The following is a 21,553-nucleotide window of genomic DNA, read 5'->3' on the forward strand; positions in this document are numbered from 1 at the left end:
GGTGTTACCTGCTGAAAATCACGGCGTTGAATGTGGCCTGCCGGCGGATGCCGCCGGCATCGGTCCACACGGCCCGGTGGGTCAAGGTGTCGTCAAACCAGGCGTTGTCATCTTCGGCTGCCAGGGTCAGGTAGGTCACCAGTTCGGCCAGGCCCTTTTCCAGGGGATGGTCGAAAAGGATCTGTGCCAGGGTGACCTGGTCACGGGTCTGCAGGGCGGTGCGGATCCGTTGTTTGAGCGTCAGCCGGTCCACAAACACAATGTCATGCAGCATGTCCGCAGGAATGTCAGACCCGTCCCCCAGCGTGACCGTGTCCGTGATCCGGGGTTTGACCGGGATTTTATAAAGGGGCCGTTCCATGGGCAGATGAATATCCGGAGATGCCTCGTCCATCTCCATGATGCTGCCCTGTGGCATCTGGTCTCTGAGCTTGACCGCCCGGGCCTCGATCTGCTGGATCACCTGCATGATGCGTTTGTTTTCCAGAAACGCCTGGTCATCCAGGTACCGCCGCAATTGCCCGGACAGCTTGGCCACAGTGCGCTGGGTATGTTCGCCGGCGGACAGCCAGTCATAATGCACCCGCTTGAGGCGCCGGTCCGGAGACAGTGCCTTGACCGCTGCCAGGTCAAACACCTTTTCCAGCATCCCGGTCAGCTCCTCCTGCCGGGCCGGGGACATGAGCAGGTCCCAGAACGCGGTAAAACTTTTCCCCTGGTCAGATTCGGCGATCATGTCCCGCTCCCCGAAAAAATCAGCCAGCAGCTGCGCCTTGCTGCCCTCCCACAAGGTGATCTGCTCCCGGATCTTTCTGTCCAGGCGCCTGAAATTGTACTCCACTTCCCGGAAATCTCCCAAAAGTTCCCGGGCAGTCTGGCTCACCTGCAGGAACCGGTCCCTTACCGCCGTGTCATCCAGTATGTCCACACGGCCCGACCTTACCAACGCCAGCTCGTTTTCAACGGCAGCCTTTCTTTTTTCCAGCTCCTGGATCCGCACCTGCACATCTTTTTCCGTGCCTTCCACCATCTGGCGCAGCAAGTCAAAAATGGTCATCAGGCGCGATTCCGTGCCCACAAATGGCCGCTGGATGAGGCTTTCCAGCCAGGACAGGGCTTTTTCCGCCGCCGGCATCAGATCATAATGCACCTCATCAGACCCCTGTGGATAGAATTTTCTCAGCCACCCCTTGTCCTCGCCGGCCCAGTCATCCAGATAGGCCTGGGCCGACCGGGGAAAGGCATCCTTACCCTGGGTTTCCCGCAGGGTAAACAACAGGTCCTCCAGGGCCGAGGCCAGGTCTGCCCGGCTGAGCCGCCGCTGGTTGGGCACAATAAAGGTGTGCTGCAAAAATGCGGCAATGAGCGGGCTGTGATCCGCCACCAGCAGCTTCCAGGCCGGATGGGTCTTTCTTAAGGCCTGGAGTGTGTCATAGTCGACATCCATGGGATCAGGCAACCAGATCGATGATTTTTTTCGAAGTGTATTCCCCCACATCCGCCAGGCCATCAATGGGCATGAACCGGTCTGCATTGCTGGAATACAGACAGGTGACTGCGGCTGGAAAATCTTCATCTGCTTCGTATAAAATGTAACACAGGGCGATTTTGGGCAGCGGATACACCACAAAGGCAATATCCCCCGGCGTGTCCGCAGGCGGGTTTTCTCCGTGCAGGGTGAAGGAAATTTTTTCCAGGCGGTTTTTGACTGACATCACATGGGGCACCAGCACCTGTTCGGTGTGTGTGGCAAAGGCCCCGGCATAGGGCATGCTGTCGTCAAATTCCTTGAACGCCCGGAAGGGGGCGGGCACACAGATGTCAGTGCCGGCATGCAGGGCATACAGGGAGATCAGAATTCCCAGGATGGAAGAAGCGGTTTCCGTTCCCAGGGTGATGCGGTCAGGCCCAATGGTACAAGGCTGCCCAAAGGCATCGAACAGGAAGCGGTTCCCTTCTCTGGTGGCTCCAAGGCGCTGATCTAGATCCGGAGGCAGCGGGTCATACAGTTTTTTCAGATTCTTCTGAACGATTTTTTCGTAATTGTCGGTCATAGCGTATTTCCCCTGATTGTATTTTCGTGGGCTGATTTTTCAATTGTCATGGTTATAAATATTTTTGGGTTCAAATTCAATGATGTTGTAATCAAAGAAATTGTTTACAAAAACAGGTTTGGTGCTTATTATTTTATCATTGAAACAGCACGGCTTCAACTGACTTTGTAACAGAGAGGTGCCCCATGGTAAACACCCAAGATATTGAACTGCATCTGGATGAAGAAGGCTATCTCAAGGATTTTAGATCCTGGACCGAAGAAATCGCCTGCGCTCTGGCGGAAAAAGAAGGCGTGGATGATGAATGCCCATTGAGCACCGAGCGGATGGAAATTATTAAATTCATGCGCAATTATTATGAGAAGTTTGAGGCATTTCCCATTCTCCGGGCCGTGTGCAGGAATGTGGGCCAGACTAAAGACTGCAACTACCAGCAGTTTCCCGACCCGGTAAAGGCATGGAAAATCGCCGGGCTTCCCAAGCCCACGCCTGAAGTATTTGCCAAGATCCGGACCATGGGATAAGCAGCCGTATGTTCCGGAACAAATCCCACGCCCGGACATGCCTAAACCGGCCCCTATCCATCCGCACTCAGGACATTCCCCGTCTTTGCCAGGGCGAATCCATAAAAATAGCGCCCGGCATCATTTAAGGGTTTTGCCTGTTGAAAAATGCGAATGGCCTGGTGTTTTTTTTACCTGCTTTAACATGATCACCCGATTTTTCGGCGTCTCCGGCGGTCTCATCGATACTGCCGCCCTGAATCTGCCGATCCAGTTCCTGTATTTTTTCAGACCGGTTCTTCTCCCGGCCGATACCTTTTTTTCATCAATTTCTCCAGACCGTGCTTTATTCCGGGCTTTTTCAAAGGGGGGAGCGGAAAATCAGAGCGGTGATGGCCTTACAGGGCCAGGCTTGTGCATCCATGGCAGAAAGCGTGTTTGATTGTTGTGTTGTAACTTTTCTGTAACCGGCTGGTGATATGGAGTCTATCCAGGATAAAGACAGGAAGAATAGTTAAAATCTTAATCGCCAGGGAGATGAATTTTTATGAAACTCAACCGAAGAGACTTTATGAAAATTTCCGGGGTCACCGCAGCCGGTATTGCTGTCAGCGGTCTGGGCTTTGACCTGAAACCGGTCAAAGCCCATGCCGGCCTTTTGAAGACCCAGTATGCCAAAGAAACCACCACGATCTGCTGCTATTGTGCGGTGGGATGCGGTGCCATCGTTCACACCAGCCGGCGCGGGGACGGCCGGGTTATCAACATCGAAGGAGATCCGGATCATGTGATCAACAAAGGATCGCTGTGTTCCAAAGGATCATCCCTCAAGCAGCTGGTGGAAAATGACCGGCGCCTGACCGAACCCATGTACCGGGCCCCTTTTTCAGATAAATGGGAGAAGGTTTCCTGGGAATGGGCATTGTCCAGCATTGCAAAGCGGGTGAAAAAGACCCGGGACAACAGTTTTGAAAAAATCAACGCCGCCAAGCAGGTGGTCAACCGCACCACCCAGATCGCTTCCATCGGGTCTGCGGCCATGGATAATGAAGAATGCTGGATTTATCAAACCCTGATGCGGTCTTTGGGACTGGTTTACATTGAACATCAGGCCAGGATCTGACACAGCGCAACGGTAGCGGCTCTGGCAGAGTCGTTTGGACGTGGCGCAATGACCAATCACTGGATCGATCTGAAAAATTCAGACTGTATTCTCATCATGGGAAGCAATGCAGCGGAAAACCATCCCATTTCCTTTAAATATGTCACCCAGGCCATGGAAAACGGGGCCACGTTGATTAATGTGGATCCCCGGTTTACCCGCACTTCCGCCAGGGCGGACATCTACACCGCCTTAAGATCCGGAACGGATATCGCTTTTTTAGGCGGCATGATCAAGTATATTCTGGACAACCATCTGTACAATCACGAATATACAGCTGAATACACCAATGCCGGCTTTATTGTGGGAAAAGCCTTCGGGTTCAATGACGGTCTTTTTTCCGGGTACAGGAAAAATGACGACGAGGGGCCGTCCATGGGCAGCTATGATAAGTCCACCTGGGCGTTTGAAATGGATGCAAATGGGGTGCCGAAAATCGATCGTACGTTGAAACACGACAGATGTGTGTTTCAACTGATGAAAAAACATTATGAGCGGTATGACCTGGAGACGGTGTCCAAGATCACGGGGACGTCAAAACAGGATCTGCTCACCGTTTATAAAACCTACAGTGCCACTGGAAAAAAAGGTCAGGCCGGTACCATCATGTATGCCATGGGCTGGACCCAGCATACCGTGGGTACCCAGATGATCCGCACCATGGCCATGATCCAGCTGATACTCGGAAACATGGGCATTGCCGGAGGCGGTGTGAATGCGCTGCGCGGAGAATCCAATGTCCAGGGATCCACGGATCACTGCCTGCTGTGGCATATCTGGCCCGGGTATCTGAAAACTCCCAGATCGTCCAATGACAGCCTGGATGCTTACAACCAGGCATATACGCCGGCAAGCAATGATCCTTTAAGCGCCAACTGGTGGCAGAACTATCCCAAATATTCGGTGAGCCTGCTCAAGGCGTTTTTCGGCGATGCCGCCACCAAAGACAATCAGTTCGGGTACCACTGGCTGCCCAAAGTGGATGATGGGGAAGTCTATTCGTGGTTTGACCTGTTTGATGCCATGTACAAGGACAATATCAAAGGATTTTTTGCCTGGGGTCAAAACCCGGCCTGTTCCGGATCCAATGCGTCCAAAATCAGGGAGGCTTTGGGCAAACTGGACTGGATGGTCAATACCAATATCTTTGACAATGAAACCGGTTCCTTCTGGAAAGGACCGGGCATGGATCCCTCCAAGATCGGCACGGAAGTGTTTATGCTGCCGGCAGCGGTTTCCGTGGAAAAAGAAGGGAGTATCACCAATTCCGGCCGGTGGATGCAATGGCGGTATCAGGGTCCAAAGCCCCTTGGCAATGCAAGACCGGACGGCGATATCATCATGCAGCTGGGTCATCATATCAAGGATCTGTACCAATCTTCCGGCGAATTTGCCGATCCCATCATCAACTTGAAATGGGACTATGAAACCCACGGGGAATTTGATGCCCACAAAGCAGCCAAAGCCATCAACGGGACCTTTACCCGGGATACCACCATCAAGGACAAGGTTTATAAAAAAGGGACCCTGGTGCCCAGTTTCGCCTTTCTGCAGGCAGACGGTTCCACAGCGTCCGGCAACTGGCTCTACTGCAACTCCTATACGGAAAAAGGCAATATGGCGGCCCGCCGAAGTAACAAGGACGCTTCCAACAATATCGGGCTGTATCCTGAATTCGCCTGGTGCTGGCCGGTGAACCGGCGGATCATCTATAACCGGGCTTCCGTTGATCTCAAGGGACAGCCCTGGGATGAAAAAGACTGGGTGATCCGGTACGAAGGACAGGTGGACGACGGTAAATATGTTTCGGGCAAATGGGTGGGCGATGTGCCTGACGGCGGGTGGTTTCCCATGCAGAATCCGGACGGCACCCGGCGAACGGATTCCCGACATCCGTTTATCATGCGCAAACACGGTCATGGGCAGATATTCGGCCCGGGCCGGGCTGACGGACCGTTTCCCGAGCATTACGAACCCCTGGAATGTCCCGTGGAAAAAAACTATCTGTCTTCGGTCATGGTCAACCCCACGGCCGTGGTATACAGTACCAAAGCTGATGGCCATGCCACCTGCGATCCCCGGTTTCCGTTCGTGGGCACCACCTACCGGGTGAGTGAACACTGGCAGACCGGTTTGATGACCCGTCCCCAGGAGTGGCTCATGGAACTGCAACCCAATATGTTTGTTGAAATGTCCGAAGAACTGGCCAAGCTCAGGGGTATCCAGAATGGCGAGCGGGTCAAGGTGGCCAGCATGCGCGGTGCACTGGAAGCCACGGCCATCGTCACCAAACGGTTCAAACCGTTCCAGATCGGTCCCGCCACGGTTCACCAGGTGGGCATTCCCTGGCATTTTGGCTGGCGCTGGCCGGAAACCGGCACAGAGGAAACTGCCAATCTTCTGACACCTCCGGCAGGGGACCCCAATACCCGGATTCCTGAAACCAAGGCCTTTATGGTCAATGTAACAAAGCTTTAAGGAGGTGATCTGATCATGACGAAAGCAATACTTATCGATACCACTTTGTGTACGGCCTGCCGGGCCTGCCAGGTCGCCTGTAAACAATGGCATGACCTGCCTGCTGAAAAAACAACCAACCTGGGCAGTTTCCAGAATCCTCAGGATTTGAGCGACCGCACATACAAGCTGGTCCGCATGACGGAAACCGTCATTGAAAACCGGCTGCAGTGGCTGTTTTTTCCGGATCAGTGCCGCCATTGCCTGGATGCGCCCTGTTTGAGTATGGCAGTGGATGAAAAGGCTATTTACCGGGATGACATGACAGGTGCCATCCTGTATACCCGCAACACCCGACATCTGGATCCGGAAGAAATTAATGTCTCCTGCCCCTATGATATTCCCCGGGCCGGCAGTGACGGCACCATTGCCAAGTGCGATTTTTGCAATGACCGGATTCATAACGGATTGAAGCCGGCCTGTGTGACGGCCTGTCCCACCGGCGCCATGCAGTTCGGCGATCGGGAGGATATTCTGTCCATGGCGGATGACCGACTGAAACGGGTCAGAAAAAAATATCCAGATGCCAGCCTGCTGAACCCGGATGAGGTCAGTGTGATATATCTGGTGGCATTTGATCCGTCATTATATTCAGATTATGCTGTGGCCCAGGCACATCAGGGCCGGGGTGGTATCAGCCGCACGGTGGCCCTGCGTAAGATGATGGGACCCATCGCACGGATGATGCACATCGGATGATTTTATCCGCGCATATATGATCATCAAACTGATCGGCTGCCCGGAAAGTCATATTTCCGGGCAGCGGTATCAGTAAAGGAAAAAAATGGCACCAGATATCCCTATGGAAAACTGCAGAAATCAGATACTGAAAAAAAGGCCGGCGTATACGGACATTTTGAATTTTTATGTCCAGGTCTTCCAGGCCCAGGAAGAAAACCGACAACAGATTCTCATGGACCCCATTTCCATGTATCCATCCCTGGTGGAAAAAAAAATACGTCATGACAAGCCTTTAATCAATCCCAATGACTTTGTGATTGATCAAAACGCAGCGGTTCAACTGATGACCACCCTGTGTGACATCGCTCAGAATCAGCACAATGCATTGTCCCAGGCAGCGGTTGCTTTGCAGGCGGCCATCACGGATTTGCGGATCGATCCTGGACAGGTTTTTGATGCATTGCTCAACAGCGATGGCGAGAGGCTGTCCTCTGTATCAGAAACCATCGGCATCAGTCTCGAGCATTTGATCATGTTCTCATATCTAAGTATGGCGCCTGGGGTTGAGGTCTGTGCTGAACAATTGAGCGGTTATCTGGAAAACCCGTCTCATGCAAAAGGATATTGTCCGATATGCGGCAATCTCCCGGACCTGTTTTTTCTGGATGACAATGGGAAACGGCATCTGAAATGCAGTTTTTGCAGTCACAGCTGGCAAGTGGACCGGATGGGATGCCTGTTTTGTGACAGTAAAGATCCGGAGCTGCACCCGTATTTTTTCAGTCCCGAAGAAAAGGAATACCGGGTGGATGTATGTGACGCGTGCCGGAAATATATCAAGGGGGTGGATACCCGTCATCTGGACCGCCCGTTTGTTCCAAAAATAGAACTGGTTGCCACCCTGCACCTGGATATCAAAGCAAAGGAAGCCGGGTACACCGGTCTGTCAGACGGCATTCCGAACAAGGAGGCGCACGTGTCATGAAACATCCTTGTATTTACCTGGTAGTGATGGTCAGTTTAATGATGAGCCTGCCGGTGCTGGCTGAAAATGTCAAGGTGCCTGACCTGTCATTCAGTCTGCCGGCCCCGGTGAGTGCAGATCATCGGGCATATCTGGGGTTGAACCACAACCGGACATTCACATTGGATCAGATCAAGGCCGATATTGTGATTCTTCAGATTTTTTCCATGTATTGTCCCATCTGCCAGCGGGAAGCATCCAAAGTCAACGGGATGTATGAACAGGTGGCCGCCGATCCAAAGATAAGCCAACGAATCCGTTTTATCGGCATCGGGACCGGGAATTCCGCATTTGAAGTGGATTTTTATAAAAAGACGTACCAGGTCCCGTTTCCGCTTTTTGCCGATGAAGACTTTGTTATTCATAAACAGCTCAAGGAGGTGGGCACCCCGCATTTTATCGGATTGACCATCACTCCGGATACGCCGAAAGGGTATACTGTGTTTTATGCCCGATCCGGGGAAGTGGGAGATCCGGAAGCGTTCGTCAACCGGTTGATCGATTCGTCCGGGCTTGATTTTTAGAATACCATATCGTATTTGTCATGCCAATGACCGTATTTTCAGGGAGATGTTTCATGGCGGCTGTAAAAATACTATTAATTCTGTGCCTGTTGATTCTGTTTGGTATCAGTCCTTTGTGGGCATCATCGTCTGCATTCAAGACCTTGTATTCATATCCGGAGCAACCCAAGCCGATAGACAGCGAGCTTCGTGTGGTTCCGGGGCAGATGGCCCCGGATTTCTCTTTGCCGGCGATATCCGGCAAACAGGTCCGGCTGTCCGATTTTCAGGGGAAAAAAATGGTGATGCTCACTTTTATTCCCGCGGCATGGACCCCGGTCTGTTCAGATCAATGGCCGGGATACAACCTGGCCAAACCGCTGTTTGATCAATATGATACCTGTGTCATCGGTATCAGTGTGGACAATATTCCCACGCTGTATGCCTGGACACGGCAGATGGGGGATCTGTGGTTTGACGTGGTTTCCGATTTCTGGCCCCATGGTAAAATCAGTGACGTATATGGGGTTCTTCGCAGTGACGGCACGGCAGACCGGGCCATCATCATTATTGACAAAGCCGGCGTGGTCCAATTCACCCATGTGGAAGATATCAATGTCAGGCCGGAACTCGGGATGATCATCAAGGCCCTGGAACAGATTCATTCCAAGAGCTTGTCTGAATAACAGATGATGGAAATAGCCTGTTTAGAGGCCTTGAGAAAGAGGGCTGTATATGTATAGGGGCAGCAATATTTCAGTACTCATTGTTGATGACCACCGTATCATAAGAGATGGATTGAAATCTAACCTCAAAAAAGATGACAAGATTTCACCAATTTACGAAGCGGGGAACGGGCGTGATGCGATTCGTTTTGCGACAAAATATTTTCCTGATATCGTGATCATGGATATCAATTTGCCGGATTTCAACGGTATTGAGGTGACCCGCCAGATTCTAAAAATCAATTCCAATATTAAAGTCATCGGTCTGACCATGCATAATGATAAAATTCATGTCATGCGAATGATGGCGGCCGGTGCCTGTGGTTTTTTGACAAAAACCTGTTCTGCCAAAGAATTGACCCATGCCATCCATGACGTGTTTTCAGGAAAAACCTGGGTGTGTGATGAAGTGATGGAGATCGTCGCGGAAATGGGGGCTAACGGTGATGACAAGGTTGATAAAACCACTTTTTTGCCCTTGTCCAGGCGAGAAACCCAGATATTAAAACTCATTGCTGACGGACTTACCAACAGTGAGATCGCCGATGTTTTGGAAATCAGTGTCAGAACCGTGGAAACCCACAGACAGAATTTGATGACTAAACTGGACATTCGAAATATTGCACTGCTGACCAAATTCGCTCTCCGCCAAGGCATCGCTTTTCAGGATTAAATGGGTATCATCAAGTGTTGCATTTTTGATATTTTTTGTGAAATTACGTATTAGTACGTATTGACTGCCCAACTGAATCTATTCTATTTATTGATCACGGAATAAAAAACGATGTCATGCTTGTTTTACGGGCACCTCCAATGAGTTCGTTTTTTAAGTTCCTTTCCAGATCAAGGGCCTTGGTGACCTCCTGGCCCTTGATCTTTTTTCTGGTTTTGGATGCTGTCAAAGAGTTCAACGGTTCGGAAATCAGGTTTGGCATCCAACTCCTTTTCAAGCATGGCTGTGAATGACACATACAGATTCAGGGCTTTTTTGATCCTGCCGGTGTCTGCATACAGGATCATCAAATTCCGGCACGCACGTTCCATGCAGGGATCGATGTTTAAAACCGCCTGCCAGGTGTCAATCGCCAGATCGGTCTGGTCCAGGTTTTCATGGATTAAGGCTTTGGCGGACATCATTTTCAGGTATCTGGATCGATACAGGATCCTTTGCCGCTCCACCCAGTCCAGGTAAGGCTCTTCCGCAAAAAAATCACCTTGATAAATATCAATGGCCTTTTCATATATTTCTAGGGCCTGTTCAAGCCGGTCTTTGTCGGCCAGGCGGTCGGCTGCCTTTCCCATGGTCATGAATTTTGTGGCATCAATGGATACTAGTTCCATATCAAAGGATATCCGGGATGCTTTTTGAAAAATATAACTGCATCCAAAGCGTTTCTCGATATCTTTTTCCAGGACTTTTCTCAAGCGGTGCAGGGTGATCTTGAAGTTTTTCTCTCCGGATTCAGATGATGCCTCCGGCCATAGACCATGGATCAGGATCTCTTTGGGCACATCTGTGCCACCATGACGGACCAGCGATTTGAGCAGCATCAGCGGTTTGGTGCCTTCAAATTCTCTGGTATCGATCATCCGGGTGCCGATCCGAATCACAAAACAGCCGAATGTCCGGATATGCAGCCGGGGCAAAATCCGTTTGTAAACCGGGGATAGCCGGGCCGCCAGGTCTGTTCGTTCCTTTTTTCCGGCAGTCCGGATTCTTTCTGCCAAAGCCTGGTCAAGGCCTGCCGTGTCCAGGGCGTTCACCATGGATTTGATGTGGTCTATTTCCGGAAAACAGCGTGGAAAATGGTCTGTTTCCATCAAGGCCATGAGCGCAGTGATCAGCATCGGTCCTTTGATGAGCGGCAGACACCGGTATCCTTCTTTTTCGGATTTTAAAAATCCTTTTTCAAAAAAAGGAATGGCTTCTTTTTTCCGGGAAAGCCCCCAGAAGCAGATGCCCGCGGCAATCAATGTTTCACATAAGCTCAGCCCGGACCCTGTTTTTTCAAAATAATCCGCTGCCGGAAGCAAATGATCCAAAGCCTGATCATATTGCTCCCCGGACAAACGGATGATCCCTGCCAGCTGGCGGGTCAGAAAATAGTGGATATCCCCTTTTTTTGCCGGGTCAAACGCGTGAAGCGATGCATTGACATGACCTAAGGCACCGGAGAAATCGTTGGTCAGAAAACAGGTCAGCGCATGAATTCGGCAGGAAATGCCCTGGTAAAAAGTGTTGCCCTCAAGAATGGAAAAATCGGTCAAATGGTCTGCCATGTGTGCGGCATCTGCAAACCGGCCGGAACAGGCAAAGAGCAAGGCTTTTTCTTCCACCAGAACCGGATACAGAAAAATGAGTCCAAATGTGTCAATCTCTTCTTCACACCGGTCCAGCAAAGATTCCGCCTGGTCAAACTGCTGGTTTTTCAAAAACAGATCGATGTCCACAATGTGTTTTAAGACCCGGTATTCCGGACTTTGTCGTTTCCGGTCCATCTGAAGGATCCGGGCCAGCAGTTTCCGGGCATTGTCAAAATCACCGGCCCGGACATATCCTAAGGCCAGGGTGATGGAAATGTTAAACATCAGCCCGGGTTCATTGATCTGACGGGCCAGAAGCCGGGCGGTTTTACACGCGGAAATGCCTTTGATGAAGTTGCCGGATCCGGCAATATATCCCAGCCCGATTTTTTGCAGCAGCAACCCCCTGGCCCATGGAAACTGTTCTGTTTTGCCGGTACCGGTTAAAAGGGACTCTCCTTTTTGAATCCAGTTTTCAATGGCAGCAGAGGATTTTCTGACAAATACAGCTGCCTCGATTAAAAATCCGGAGGACAACAGCATGCCTCGAAGATCGTCGGTTTGCCTGAACAGAGAAAATGCAGTTTCAAATCGGTCAATGTTTTTCCGCCCGCCTTTGATCCGGTGAGGAATGATGGAAAAAAACGTCAGCCAGGGGTCTGTCGCCACTTGTTTTCCGGGCAGCCGGCTGATCCATTTTTCAAGGCTGGACAGGTTTTCCCGGATCAGGTAGTCCGGTCCTTTGATGCGAATGATCCGGGCCATCTGGTCCGTGTCTCCGGCCAGGTCACAGCATTTGAGGGCCGCCTCATGGCGCCGGTTCTCCCACAATGCTCGGGCCACGTTGCGGTAAATTTTTTGAATCTGTTCATGGGAACAGGTCCGGGCCATCTGCCGGGACAGAAAATTTCTGAACAGGCGATGGTACCGGAATTCATATTTTTCACGGCTGTCATGGATCCGCTGGATAAACAGGTTCCGCCTCGTAAGCCGGTTCAGTATCGACAGAGCGGTCTGAGGGTCAAACAAAATTTGTGCGGTGGCCGTGTCTATGGTCTCCGGCACGGCAGTGATCATCAGAAACTGTTTGATGTCATCAGGCAGGCGGTTGTAAATTTCCTGGGAAAAATAGGTAAATGTTTCTTCAGACAAATGCCGGGGAATGTCCTCTAAAAAAAGGGTTGTCTGATTGAGCGATTCTTTGACCAGGGTGAGTCCGCCGATCCAGCCGTTGGTCATTTCGTGGAGGCGGGTTATCTGGGACAGGTTCAGCTCCGGCCGGCTGGAAAACAGCTGCCTTGTTTCCTCCAGAGTAAAGGTCAGGTCCTGATTTTCAATGATGCAGATCTGCCGGGACATTTTCAGCGCAGCGGTGTTGCATTCCGGAATGGCCCGGGACAGGATAAATCGTTTCAAAAAATCATTGGCAATGGTCAGTATGCGAAAAACCAGATCAAATCCCGGGCTGGTGTCATGGAGCTGTTCCAGATCATCCAGTACCAATGCCGTGGGAGCGGATAACCGGTTGAAAAGGGCGGTCAGTGCCTTGATATGACGTAAGGCACCGTGACCGGTACCCAGAATGGTGCTGCGGATACGCATGGGATCTTGATTTCCGGCGTGGGTATTCATCCTGCAGAACGCGTCGACAACGCGGTCAAACAGTTTTTCATCGTCATTGTCATCATCGGTCAAATGAATCCAGATCACAGGGATATTTTTTTCAGCCAGATACGAGGCGACAAGGGTGGTCTTTCCTTGAGCCGCCTGGCCCGTGATCAGAAAATCAGGTTTATGAAACTGGCTGTCCAGAAGTTGATACAACCGGCTGCGTCGGATCGTATCAGACATATAAGGAAGGTTTATCGGTCGAGTCATGGGAAAGGGTCAGTCTCCCGCCCGTGCTTCATGAATATCTGCCAGCTTGTCCATGCCAACCATTTTAAAAAGACGGGAAAAATTGCAGGATACATTGTTTAACACCACGTGGGTGTTTTGTTTGCGCATCTGCTCAATGGCCCGGATCAGACCGGAAATGCCGGAACGGTTAATGGAAAAATTGTCATCGATTTCCAGAGTCACTGTCTGGTTGTTGATTCCAATCTGAGTGATCTGCCCGGACAGCTGGTCCAGATTCCGGCTGGTGAATCGGCCGGACAGGATAAAAATCAGATCCGGGTCGGTACCTTTTCTGGAGATGTTGAAAGGCATGCTCACAGGCAGCTGACGTCTTTTTTCTGCCCGGCTGAGGGCCGCATCCAGTGCCTGACGATCCACGGGCTTGTTGATGAAATCCGAGGCATCCAGGTCCAGGGCTTCCATGGCTTTTTCCAGATCCCCATGGCCGGTGATCACGATAATCTGGGAAGAGGTGCCCAGCGCTTTGATTTTACGCAACACGGTCAACCCGTCCATGCCCGGCATTTTAATGTCTGTGAACACAATGTCCGGCCTGTGCGCCTTGAAAAGCTCAAGCCCTTCCAAACCGCTTTGGGCCGTAAACACGTCATAGCCATAGGCTGCCAGAAAAAGCCGGAACATGGACAGGGTGGGTTTTTCATCATCGATCACAAGCACTTTGATCATGGTGTATTCAACTCCTTTGAATAGTGGGGACCTTTGTGTTCAGGGAAAAGGATGCTGAAAACCGTTCCTTTTCCGGGCCGGCTGGATAAGGAAATGCTGCCGTTATAGTCTTTGACAATCCCTTTGATAATGGGCAGGCCGAGCCCGAGTCCTTCCCCCATGGGTTTGGTCGTATAAAAAGTTTCAAATATGGACTCCGTAATATCCGGCTCAATACCGGCGCCGTTATCTTCAATATCGATGCCGACCTGATGGTTCATGGAAAAGGTTTGAATGACAATTTTCCCCGGATTTGTGATGTTCAGGGTCTCAATTCGTTCATTGATGGCATCCCGGGCATTGGTGATCAGGTTGAACAACACCTGTTCCAGCCGGTTGTTGTGAGCCAGGATGGGCGCAATGGTTTTATCCAGTTTCAGGACCAGATCAATATTCTGAAGGGTGATCTGGCGCCCGATGATCTTGTGCACGGAAAGAATACAGGTGTTGACGTTGACCCGTTCCCTGGAAAAATCCACTTTTCGTGAAAAATTTTTCAGCCGGCTGACAATATCGGCGGCCCGGGTGACCTGGTCGCTGATCTCGGTGAGGACCATGGTCAGGTCTTCCGGTTGGACGGCCTGTTTTCTTTCATGCATCAGACACAGGTATTCGCTGCCCATTTTAATGGCATTGAGCGGCTGGTTGATTTCATGGGCAATGCCGGCGGACATTTTTTCCAGATTGGCCATTTTGCTGGCCTGAATGAGTTGAGAATCTTTTTCCACCAGTTCGGTGATATCTGTGGTGCCGACGATGATCACATCCTCTTTTCCATACGCTGCCGGGCTGGTATGGATGTTTACAAACACAGGGGCCCCGGTTTTTTTGAAAAATTTGACCTTGGAACGGTTTGCCCCGGTTTCAAGATCAAACGTTTCGCCTTCCACAGATGCCATATCCAGCTCACCCAGATCAAACAGGGTCATTTCCATCAGTTCCTGACGCGTATATTCAAACAGTTCCGTGGCATTGGGATTGGCATCCAAAATATCAAAACCGGTTTTGCCCACCACAAAGATGGGGTTGGGGCCGCTTTTGAAAAGCGACCGGTATTTTTTCTGGGAATCTTTCAGGCTGCGGGTGGAATCTCTCAGCCGGGACGTCATTTTGATAAACGAATCCGTCAGTTTTGAAATTTCATCGTTCCGGGTTTTGATGCCCTGTTTCAACGCTTGAAAGTTTTTACTGTCAATGACATCAAAGTCGCCCCGGGTCAGCAGATCCGTATACCGGATCAGTGAAGCAATGGGCCGGGTGATGAACAGGGCCAGCCGGTGAGAAAGAAAAAAGAAAATCAGGGTGACCATGGACAAAAAACTTAAAAATATCCATCGTAACTGGGCAATCAGATTGTCGATATGCTGTTTGTCCAGACCCATCTGAATGGATCCAATGGTATAGATGCCTTCCGTGACCGGCACGGTGATGTGAAAGACCCAGTGAGGTCCCATCTCCAGGTTTTTGATCCCCACCTCGCTTGCCGGCTGCTGTTTGACAATGGTTTTGACCGGGCCCACAAATCCCGTGGTAAAGGTATGGGCCAGAATGTTTCCGCTGTTGTCCGAGATGATCAGATATTTGACCAGATCCCTCCGGTTGCCGTATCGGGCATCATAGGCCAGACTGGTCAGTTCGGCCCGGTTCTCAGTGAGAATGAATCCCCGGGCACTGTCTGCAATGCTTTGTGCAATGCCGATGCCTCGATTTTTCAATTCCCGGGTCAGGCTTGAAATCAGCAGCGCTCTGGTGAACAGGGCGATGATGATGCTGACCAGCAGGGTGACGCCCAGACAGGAGATGAAAATTTTGTTTTTCAAGGTCAGGTGGGAAAACAGTGTCATGGCAGCAATACCAGGTTTTCGTTTCTGATGACGGTAAAATAAACCTGATCCAGGCCCTGGTTGTCTTTGGGGCCGAAGCTCAGACGATTTTTAATGCCAAGGTCAAAATCGTTCACAGATTTAATGGCCTGAATAAAAGACGGCCGGGTGAGATTCCGTCCGGCCCGTTCCAGCCCCTCCACCAGAATTTTCGCGTTAATATACCCTTCCAGTCCCACAAAGCTGGGCCGGGTGTCCGGATAATACTGATTCAATAACCGGATATATTCCTGGACACCCGGCAGATCTTCTTTGGAAGGATCTATGGATGGCGGCGGTACCACTTGAGTGACGATCACCCCTTCGCCATCCGGACCCAGCCGCCGGGCAAGTTCTTTGGATCCCACAAAAGAAACATTGTGAAACAAAGGTGTAAAATGCTGCCGGCGGGCCCGCTGGATGAATCTGGCACAGCTGTCATAGGTCCCGATCATGACCACGGCCTGGGCATTGGATTGAATAATCTGCGCCAGTCCGGCTTCCACATCCAGGGTCCCCCGGATATAGGAGCCTTTGGCCACCGGTACCAGATCGTATTGTTTCAGGGCGATCTCGGTTCCCCTGAGCCCGTCGAGTCCATATTCATCATACTGATAGAAAACAGCGACCCGGGTCAGCCCTTTCTGTTTTACGATCAGGTCCACGGCGGCCTGGGTTTCCTGGTAATAGGAGGCCCGGATATTGATTAGAAACGGATTGGGCGGCTGGCGCAGCCGCTGGGCACCGGTGAACATGCCTACCAGGGGAATCCCGGCTTCGTTGATCAGAGGAATGATGCGGACCGTGGTGGGGGTCCCCACATAACAGAACAGCGCAAAGACCTTTTCTTCAAGGATCAGCTGCTGGGTGTTGTAAAGGCACTGAGCGGGATTATACCCGTCATCCATGGCAACCAGCCGTATGTGTCTGCCATGCACGCCTCCCTGCTGGTTGATATCAGACAGATAAGACAAGGCGCCTTGAATCATCTGGGTGCCCAGATAGCCTGCATGACCCCCTAATGCCAGAGAAGAGCCGATTACAATCTCATTGTCGGAAATACCGTTTCTGCTGCCCTGGACCGATTCTGTCTCAGGCGGCATGCCGCAGGAGACACAGAACAGCAGAAAAATCCCTGTCAGACAATGGGCGATACAGTACCTGATCATGTTACTTGTCATCCTGTATCCTCCTTGGATAAATATGTAGCCCGATTCTTTTTAAAAAACAATAACAGAATTTTTTATGTCCTTAAGGGGAATTTTCAGACCTTGACAATGATTGAACAATCATAGGATAACCAGAGCATGGCTCAAGTATGGATCATCGGCAGCGGCAGGTTCGGGCTCAGGGCGGCCCGGTTTCTGCGCAAAGACAAAAGCCGAAGGATGGATGTGATCCTGGTGGACCAGGACAGACAAAGCCTTGAAAAAGCCGGTTCACTGGGATGCACCACCGTGGCTGGGGATGGTATTGATTTTCTGTTCAAAGAAATGACCCGGACCCGGGGACCGGACTGGGTGGTGCCGGCCGTGCCGGTTCATCTGGCCTGGGAATGGTGCCGTCTCACCCTGGGAATCGATCGTCTGCAAACCCATCCACTCCCGGATGACATCAATAATTGTGTGCCTCATCCCATGCGGGGAACAGACAACCAGGTTTATGTGAGTCATGCGGATTTTTTGTGCCCTCCCAACTGCTGTGAACCCGATGATAAGTGCACGGTCACCGGCCAACCCAGAAAAAAAGATATGTTCCGGCTGATTGCTGAACTGAATTTTCCGAATATGTTGCCGTTCGTGATCCAGAGCAGGCAGCTCGGGCCGGGGGTGGGGGGATATAAACCGGCCGACCTGTATGGGCTTATGGACCGGATTTCCGGTCACACCGGCCACTGCCTGGTGGCCACAGCCTGCCGGTGTCACGGGGTGATTTCCGGCGGCGTTGTCAAATAAATATTGACAAAAATTTTTGTTCCGTTTATAGAATGATCATTCTAAAAATGAAACAATGAGTTTAATCATGGCTGCCTTGACCCGAAAACAAAGAGATGATCAAAGAAAGCGCCGGGAAATTCTGGCGGCAGCCCTGGCCATGTTTGCCGAAGGCGGGTTTCACAACACCACCATGGCCCAGATTTCCAAAGCAGCCCAGTATCCGCTGGGCACCATCTATAAATATTTTCCCGGAAAAAAAGAGATGTACCATGACCTGGTCATCGAACGGGTCCATGAACTGGGGCGGATCTTGTATGACATCGCCCATAAACAGGACGTGAGCGTGACAGATCGGCTTCTGGCGGCCCTCAAAGCCCAGGCCCGGTTTTATAGAGACAATCAGGATGTGGTGAAAATTTATATTTTTGAACGAAGCAATATTGACAGCGTGGGCATGCCCCGGCTCAACGAACGGGTGAATCATCTTCATGAGCGCATGGTGCAGCTGTTTGAAAACCTGTTTGACCAGGGGATCCGGGAAAAGGCGTTCAAAACGTATCCGGCCCGGGACATGGCGGAACTGTTTGCCGATATCGTGCATTCCGCAGCCTGGTCCGGCCTGTTTCGGGAAGAGGACCCAACCCAGTCAGACCGGCGCCTGTCCATGATTTTTGAAATGGTTACAACCGGCTTTAAAAAAATAAATATATAGACAAGGAGATCATATCCCATGGCACAATCCATTGCAGACCGAAGAGATCAGGAGTTTGTCCTTCATGAGATGCTCAACGCCGCAGATCTGGCATCCCATGACCGGTTCAAAGAATTCAACAAAAAAACCATGGACATGGTATTGACCGAGGCCCGGAATCTGGCGGTCAAGGAACTTTTGCCCGTCAGCAAGGAAGGTGATGAGACCGGCTGTACCCTGGAAAACGGCAAAGTCACGATTCCGTCATCCTTTCACCGGGCGTATAAATTGTTTTGTGAAGGGGAATGGGTGGCCATGTGTGATGATCCGGAATTCGGCGGCCAGGGTATGCCCCGGATTCTGTCCATGGCTGCCGGCGAATTGTTCACCGGGGCCAACTGCGCCTTTCTCATGTACCCGGGTCTGACCCACGGGGCCGGCAAACTGGTAGAAGAGTTCGGCACCGAAGACCAGAAGAAAAAATATCTGGAAAATCTGTATACCGGGAAATGGGCCGGCACCATGTGTTTGACTGAACCTGAAGCCGGGTCGGACGTGGGCAACCTGACCACCATCGCCAAACGCAATGAAGACGGGACCTTTTCCATCACGGGCAGCAAGATTTTCATCTCCGGCGGTGATCAGGATCTCACCGAAAATATCATTCATCCCGTGCTGGCCCGCATTGAAGGGGCCCCGGCCGGTACCAAGGGAATTTCACTGTTTCTGGTCCCCAAATACCGTGTCAATGACGACGGCACCATTAGTGAGCCCAATGACGTGACCTGCACCGGGCTGGAAGAAAAAATGGGGATTCACGGCAATGCCACCGCGTCCCTGGCCTTCGGCTCCAAAGGCAATTGTATCGGCGAGCTGCTGGGTGCAGAGAACAAAGGCATGAAAGCGATGTTCGTGATGATGAATGAGGCCCGATTGGGTGTCGGGCTCCAGGGATTCGGTTTTGCCAGTGCGTCCTATGTCAATGCCGTCAATTATGCAAAAGAAAGAATCCAGGGCACGGACCTGACCAAAATTTTTGACAAAGACCCCAAACCTGTAGCCATCATCAATCATCCGGATGTCAAACGCCAGCTGCTGCACATGAAAGCGTATGTGGACGGCATGCGGAGCCTGATGTATTTTGCGGCCCTGTGTTTTGACAAGGTGCTCACGTCCACCGATGACACCGACAAAGACACCTGGCAGGGGCTGATCGAACTGCTGATTCCCGTGGTGAAAGGCTATATCACGGACCGGGCATTTGAGGTGTGTACCCAGGGCGTCCAGGTATTTGGCGGGTACGGGTTCATCAGCGAATATCCCCAGGAACAGCTGCTTCGGGACTGCAAAATCACTTCCATTTATGAAGGCACCAACGGGATCCAGGCCATGGATCTTCTGGGCAGAAAACTGGGCCTGAAAAAAGGCAAGCCGTTCATGGACCTGCTGACCCGGATGAATCAGACCATTGCCGCGGCCAAGGAAATTCCCGAACTGGCAGACATGGCCGTGCGGGTGGAAACAGCTGTGAACAAGCTGGGAGAAACCGCCATGCACATGGGCATGACCGCCATGTCCGAAAAGGTGCTGGATGCTTTTGCCGTGGCCCATCCGTTTCTGGATGTCACAGGGGATGTGGTCATGGCCTGGCTGGAACTGTGGCGGGCTGTCACAGCCCAGCCCAAAATCGGGTCCGCCAAAAAAAAGGATGCCGCATTTTATCAGGGACAGGTGACCACGGCCAAATATTTTATCCAGTGGGTTCTGCCGGCGACGTTAGGAAAAATGGATGCGTTGAAAGGCAATATTCCGGCCATCATGGAGATGCCGGAGGACGCATTTCCCGCATAATTTTTTTGCTGAAACCCAAGATAAGTCCGACAATCAGACACGGGATGTCTTTATAAACGGCACAATGGCGTTTTTAAGGACATCACGTGTCTCTGGCCGGCTTGAACATGTTTTTATTCAACCGGTGGCGCTTCAAAAGCCGGTTGAGCTGCCGGGGGGTGACGCCGGCCGCTGCCGCCGCCTGATCGATCCGGCCCCGGGTCTGCCCTAAAAGGGTGGTCAGATACGCCTGTTCAAACCGGTCTATGGCAGACTGCCGGGCTTTGGACAATGGGGTGCCCGTGTCGCTGCCAGGATCAGAGTCATCCCCATCCGGCATGGTCTCCAGCGGAAAACTCTGGGGCAGGAGCAGGTCTGTCTGCTCCAGGATACAGGCCCGTTCCAGAAGATTTTCCAGCTCCCGGATGTTACCGGGCCAGTCATACCGCTGGAACCGGTCCATCACCATGGGATGGATTCCGGTAATTTTTTTGCCGTATTTGATGTTCAGTTTTTTTAAAAACACCTCGATCAGACCGGGCAGATCCTCCAGCCGGTCCCGAAGTGCCGGAATAGTAACGGGAAACACATTCAAGCGGTAATACAGATCTTTTCTGAACTGACCGGTCTGCACCAGATGGGCGATATCCGCATTGGTGGCGGCAATGATCCGGACATCTGCTTTCAGGAGCGTGTCACCGCCCACGCGGCTGTAAATACCATCCTGGAGCACCTGCAGCAGTTTAATTTGGGCGGACGGGGTGATGGTGCCGATTTCATCCAGAAAAACAGTCCCGCCCGCGGCCAGTTCGAATTTCCCGGGTTTTTTGCGGTCCGCACCGGTAAACGCGCCTTTTTCATGCCCGAACAGCTCGCTTTCGATCAACGTGTCGGGAATGGCCCCGCAATGGACTTCCACAAACGGCTTGTCAAACCGCTGGCTGTACCAGTGAATCAACCGGGCCGTCATGCCTTTGCCCGTGCCCGTATCGCCGAGCAGCAGCACCGTGGCAATGGTGGGTGCCACGGACCGGATATTCTCATACACTTTTTTCATGTGCAGGTTTTGGGAAACGAGATCCACGTCCTCGGGCCGGCGACTCAACACCAGTATCTCTTTCATGGGGATTCCTTG

17 protein-coding genes are annotated in these 21,553 nt (G+C 51.5%); 10 read left to right on the forward strand and 7 right to left on the reverse strand.

What is annotated here, in order from left to right; translation table 11 throughout:
- Positions 1-4: 4 nt before the first annotated feature.
- Complete coding sequence (locus DPO_RS06260; RefSeq protein WP_006964913.1) at positions 5-1,447, reverse strand: DUF3375 domain-containing protein; 1,443 nt, start codon at positions 1,445-1,447, stop codon at positions 5-7.
- 4 nt (positions 1,448-1,451) lie between these two features.
- Entirely contained in the window at positions 1,452-2,054 is a 603-nt protein-coding gene (locus tag DPO_RS06265; RefSeq protein WP_006964914.1) for a DUF3786 domain-containing protein, read from the reverse strand.
- Positions 2,055-2,239: 185 nt separating this feature from the next.
- Between DPO_RS06265 and DPO_RS06270 the strand changes: the two genes are divergently transcribed.
- From DPO_RS06270 to DPO_RS06310, 7 genes are all read left to right on the forward strand, one after another.
- Positions 2,240-2,578, forward strand: a complete 339-nt coding sequence (locus DPO_RS06270; RefSeq protein ID WP_006964915.1) for a TusE/DsrC/DsvC family sulfur relay protein — start codon at positions 2,240-2,242, stop codon at positions 2,576-2,578.
- A 526-nt stretch (positions 2,579-3,104) separates the two neighbouring features.
- Positions 3,105-6,197, forward strand: coding sequence for a formate dehydrogenase-N subunit alpha (fdnG, locus tag DPO_RS06285; RefSeq protein WP_152427580.1), 3,093 nt, complete (start codon positions 3,105-3,107; stop codon positions 6,195-6,197).
- A gap of 15 nt (positions 6,198-6,212) precedes the next feature.
- Positions 6,213-6,935, forward strand: coding sequence for a 4Fe-4S dicluster domain-containing protein (locus DPO_RS06290; protein WP_006964918.1), 723 nt, complete (start codon positions 6,213-6,215; stop codon positions 6,933-6,935).
- An 85-nt stretch (positions 6,936-7,020) separates the two neighbouring features.
- Positions 7,021-7,902 (forward strand): formate dehydrogenase accessory protein FdhE, encoded by an 882-nt coding sequence (locus DPO_RS06295; RefSeq protein WP_006964919.1) that lies wholly within the window; start codon positions 7,021-7,023, stop codon positions 7,900-7,902.
- A complete protein-coding gene (locus DPO_RS06300) occupies positions 7,899-8,465 on the forward strand; it encodes a peroxiredoxin family protein (protein ID WP_006964920.1) in 567 nt (188 codons plus the stop codon). The genes DPO_RS06295 and DPO_RS06300 overlap by 4 nt, the downstream gene beginning before the upstream one ends.
- Before the next feature lie 53 nt (positions 8,466-8,518).
- Complete coding sequence (locus DPO_RS06305) at positions 8,519-9,130, forward strand: redoxin domain-containing protein (protein ID WP_006964921.1); 612 nt, start codon at positions 8,519-8,521, stop codon at positions 9,128-9,130.
- A gap of 49 nt (positions 9,131-9,179) precedes the next feature.
- Positions 9,180-9,842 (forward strand): response regulator, encoded by a 663-nt coding sequence (locus DPO_RS06310; RefSeq protein ID WP_006964922.1) that lies wholly within the window; start codon positions 9,180-9,182, stop codon positions 9,840-9,842.
- 170 nt (positions 9,843-10,012) lie between these two features.
- On the opposite strand, the gene DPO_RS06315 is transcribed toward DPO_RS06310, so the two are convergent.
- From DPO_RS06315 to DPO_RS06330, 4 genes are read right to left on the reverse strand one after another with little or no spacing between them, the layout of a single operon-like run.
- Positions 10,013-13,351 (reverse strand): BTAD domain-containing putative transcriptional regulator, encoded by a 3,339-nt coding sequence (locus tag DPO_RS06315; RefSeq protein WP_006964923.1) that lies wholly within the window; start codon positions 13,349-13,351, stop codon positions 10,013-10,015.
- Positions 13,352-13,360: 9 nt separating this feature from the next.
- Positions 13,361-14,059 (reverse strand): response regulator, encoded by a 699-nt coding sequence (locus DPO_RS06320; RefSeq protein WP_006964924.1) that lies wholly within the window; start codon positions 14,057-14,059, stop codon positions 13,361-13,363.
- Positions 14,056-15,942: an ATP-binding protein gene (locus DPO_RS06325; protein WP_006964925.1), complete on the reverse strand. Its 1,887-nt coding sequence runs from the start codon at positions 15,940-15,942 to the stop codon at positions 14,056-14,058. The genes DPO_RS06320 and DPO_RS06325 overlap by 4 nt, the downstream gene beginning before the upstream one ends.
- Positions 15,939-17,141: an ABC transporter substrate-binding protein gene (locus tag DPO_RS06330; RefSeq protein ID WP_006964926.1), complete on the reverse strand. Its 1,203-nt coding sequence runs from the start codon at positions 17,139-17,141 to the stop codon at positions 15,939-15,941. Before DPO_RS06330 ends, DPO_RS06325 begins: the two co-directional genes overlap by 4 nt.
- Before the next feature lie 126 nt (positions 17,142-17,267).
- On the opposite strand from DPO_RS06330, the gene DPO_RS06335 reads away from it, so the two are divergent.
- The 3 genes from DPO_RS06335 (at position 17,268) to DPO_RS06345 (ending at position 20,439) form a co-directional block, all read left to right on the forward strand.
- The gene (locus DPO_RS06335; protein ID WP_006964927.1) at positions 17,268-17,915 is read left to right on the forward strand and encodes an NAD-binding protein; all 648 of its coding nucleotides are present in this window, start codon (positions 17,268-17,270) and stop codon (positions 17,913-17,915) included.
- Positions 17,916-17,982: 67 nt separating this feature from the next.
- On the forward strand, positions 17,983-18,609 hold the full coding sequence (locus tag DPO_RS06340) for a TetR/AcrR family transcriptional regulator (RefSeq protein WP_006964928.1): 627 nt from the start codon (positions 17,983-17,985) through the stop codon (positions 18,607-18,609).
- Between the two features lie 18 nt (positions 18,610-18,627).
- Positions 18,628-20,439 (forward strand): acyl-CoA dehydrogenase, encoded by a 1,812-nt coding sequence (locus DPO_RS06345; protein ID WP_006964929.1) that lies wholly within the window; start codon positions 18,628-18,630, stop codon positions 20,437-20,439.
- A gap of 82 nt (positions 20,440-20,521) precedes the next feature.
- Here DPO_RS06345 and DPO_RS06350 read toward each other — a convergent pair whose 3' ends face one another.
- Entirely contained in the window at positions 20,522-21,541 is a 1,020-nt protein-coding gene (locus tag DPO_RS06350; protein WP_006964930.1) for a sigma-54 interaction domain-containing protein, read from the reverse strand.
- Positions 21,542-21,553 lie beyond the last annotated feature (12 nt).

Source organism: Desulfotignum phosphitoxidans DSM 13687 (genome assembly GCF_000350545.1).
Lineage (GTDB): Bacteria > Desulfobacterota > Desulfobacteria > Desulfobacterales > Desulfobacteraceae > Desulfotignum > Desulfotignum phosphitoxidans.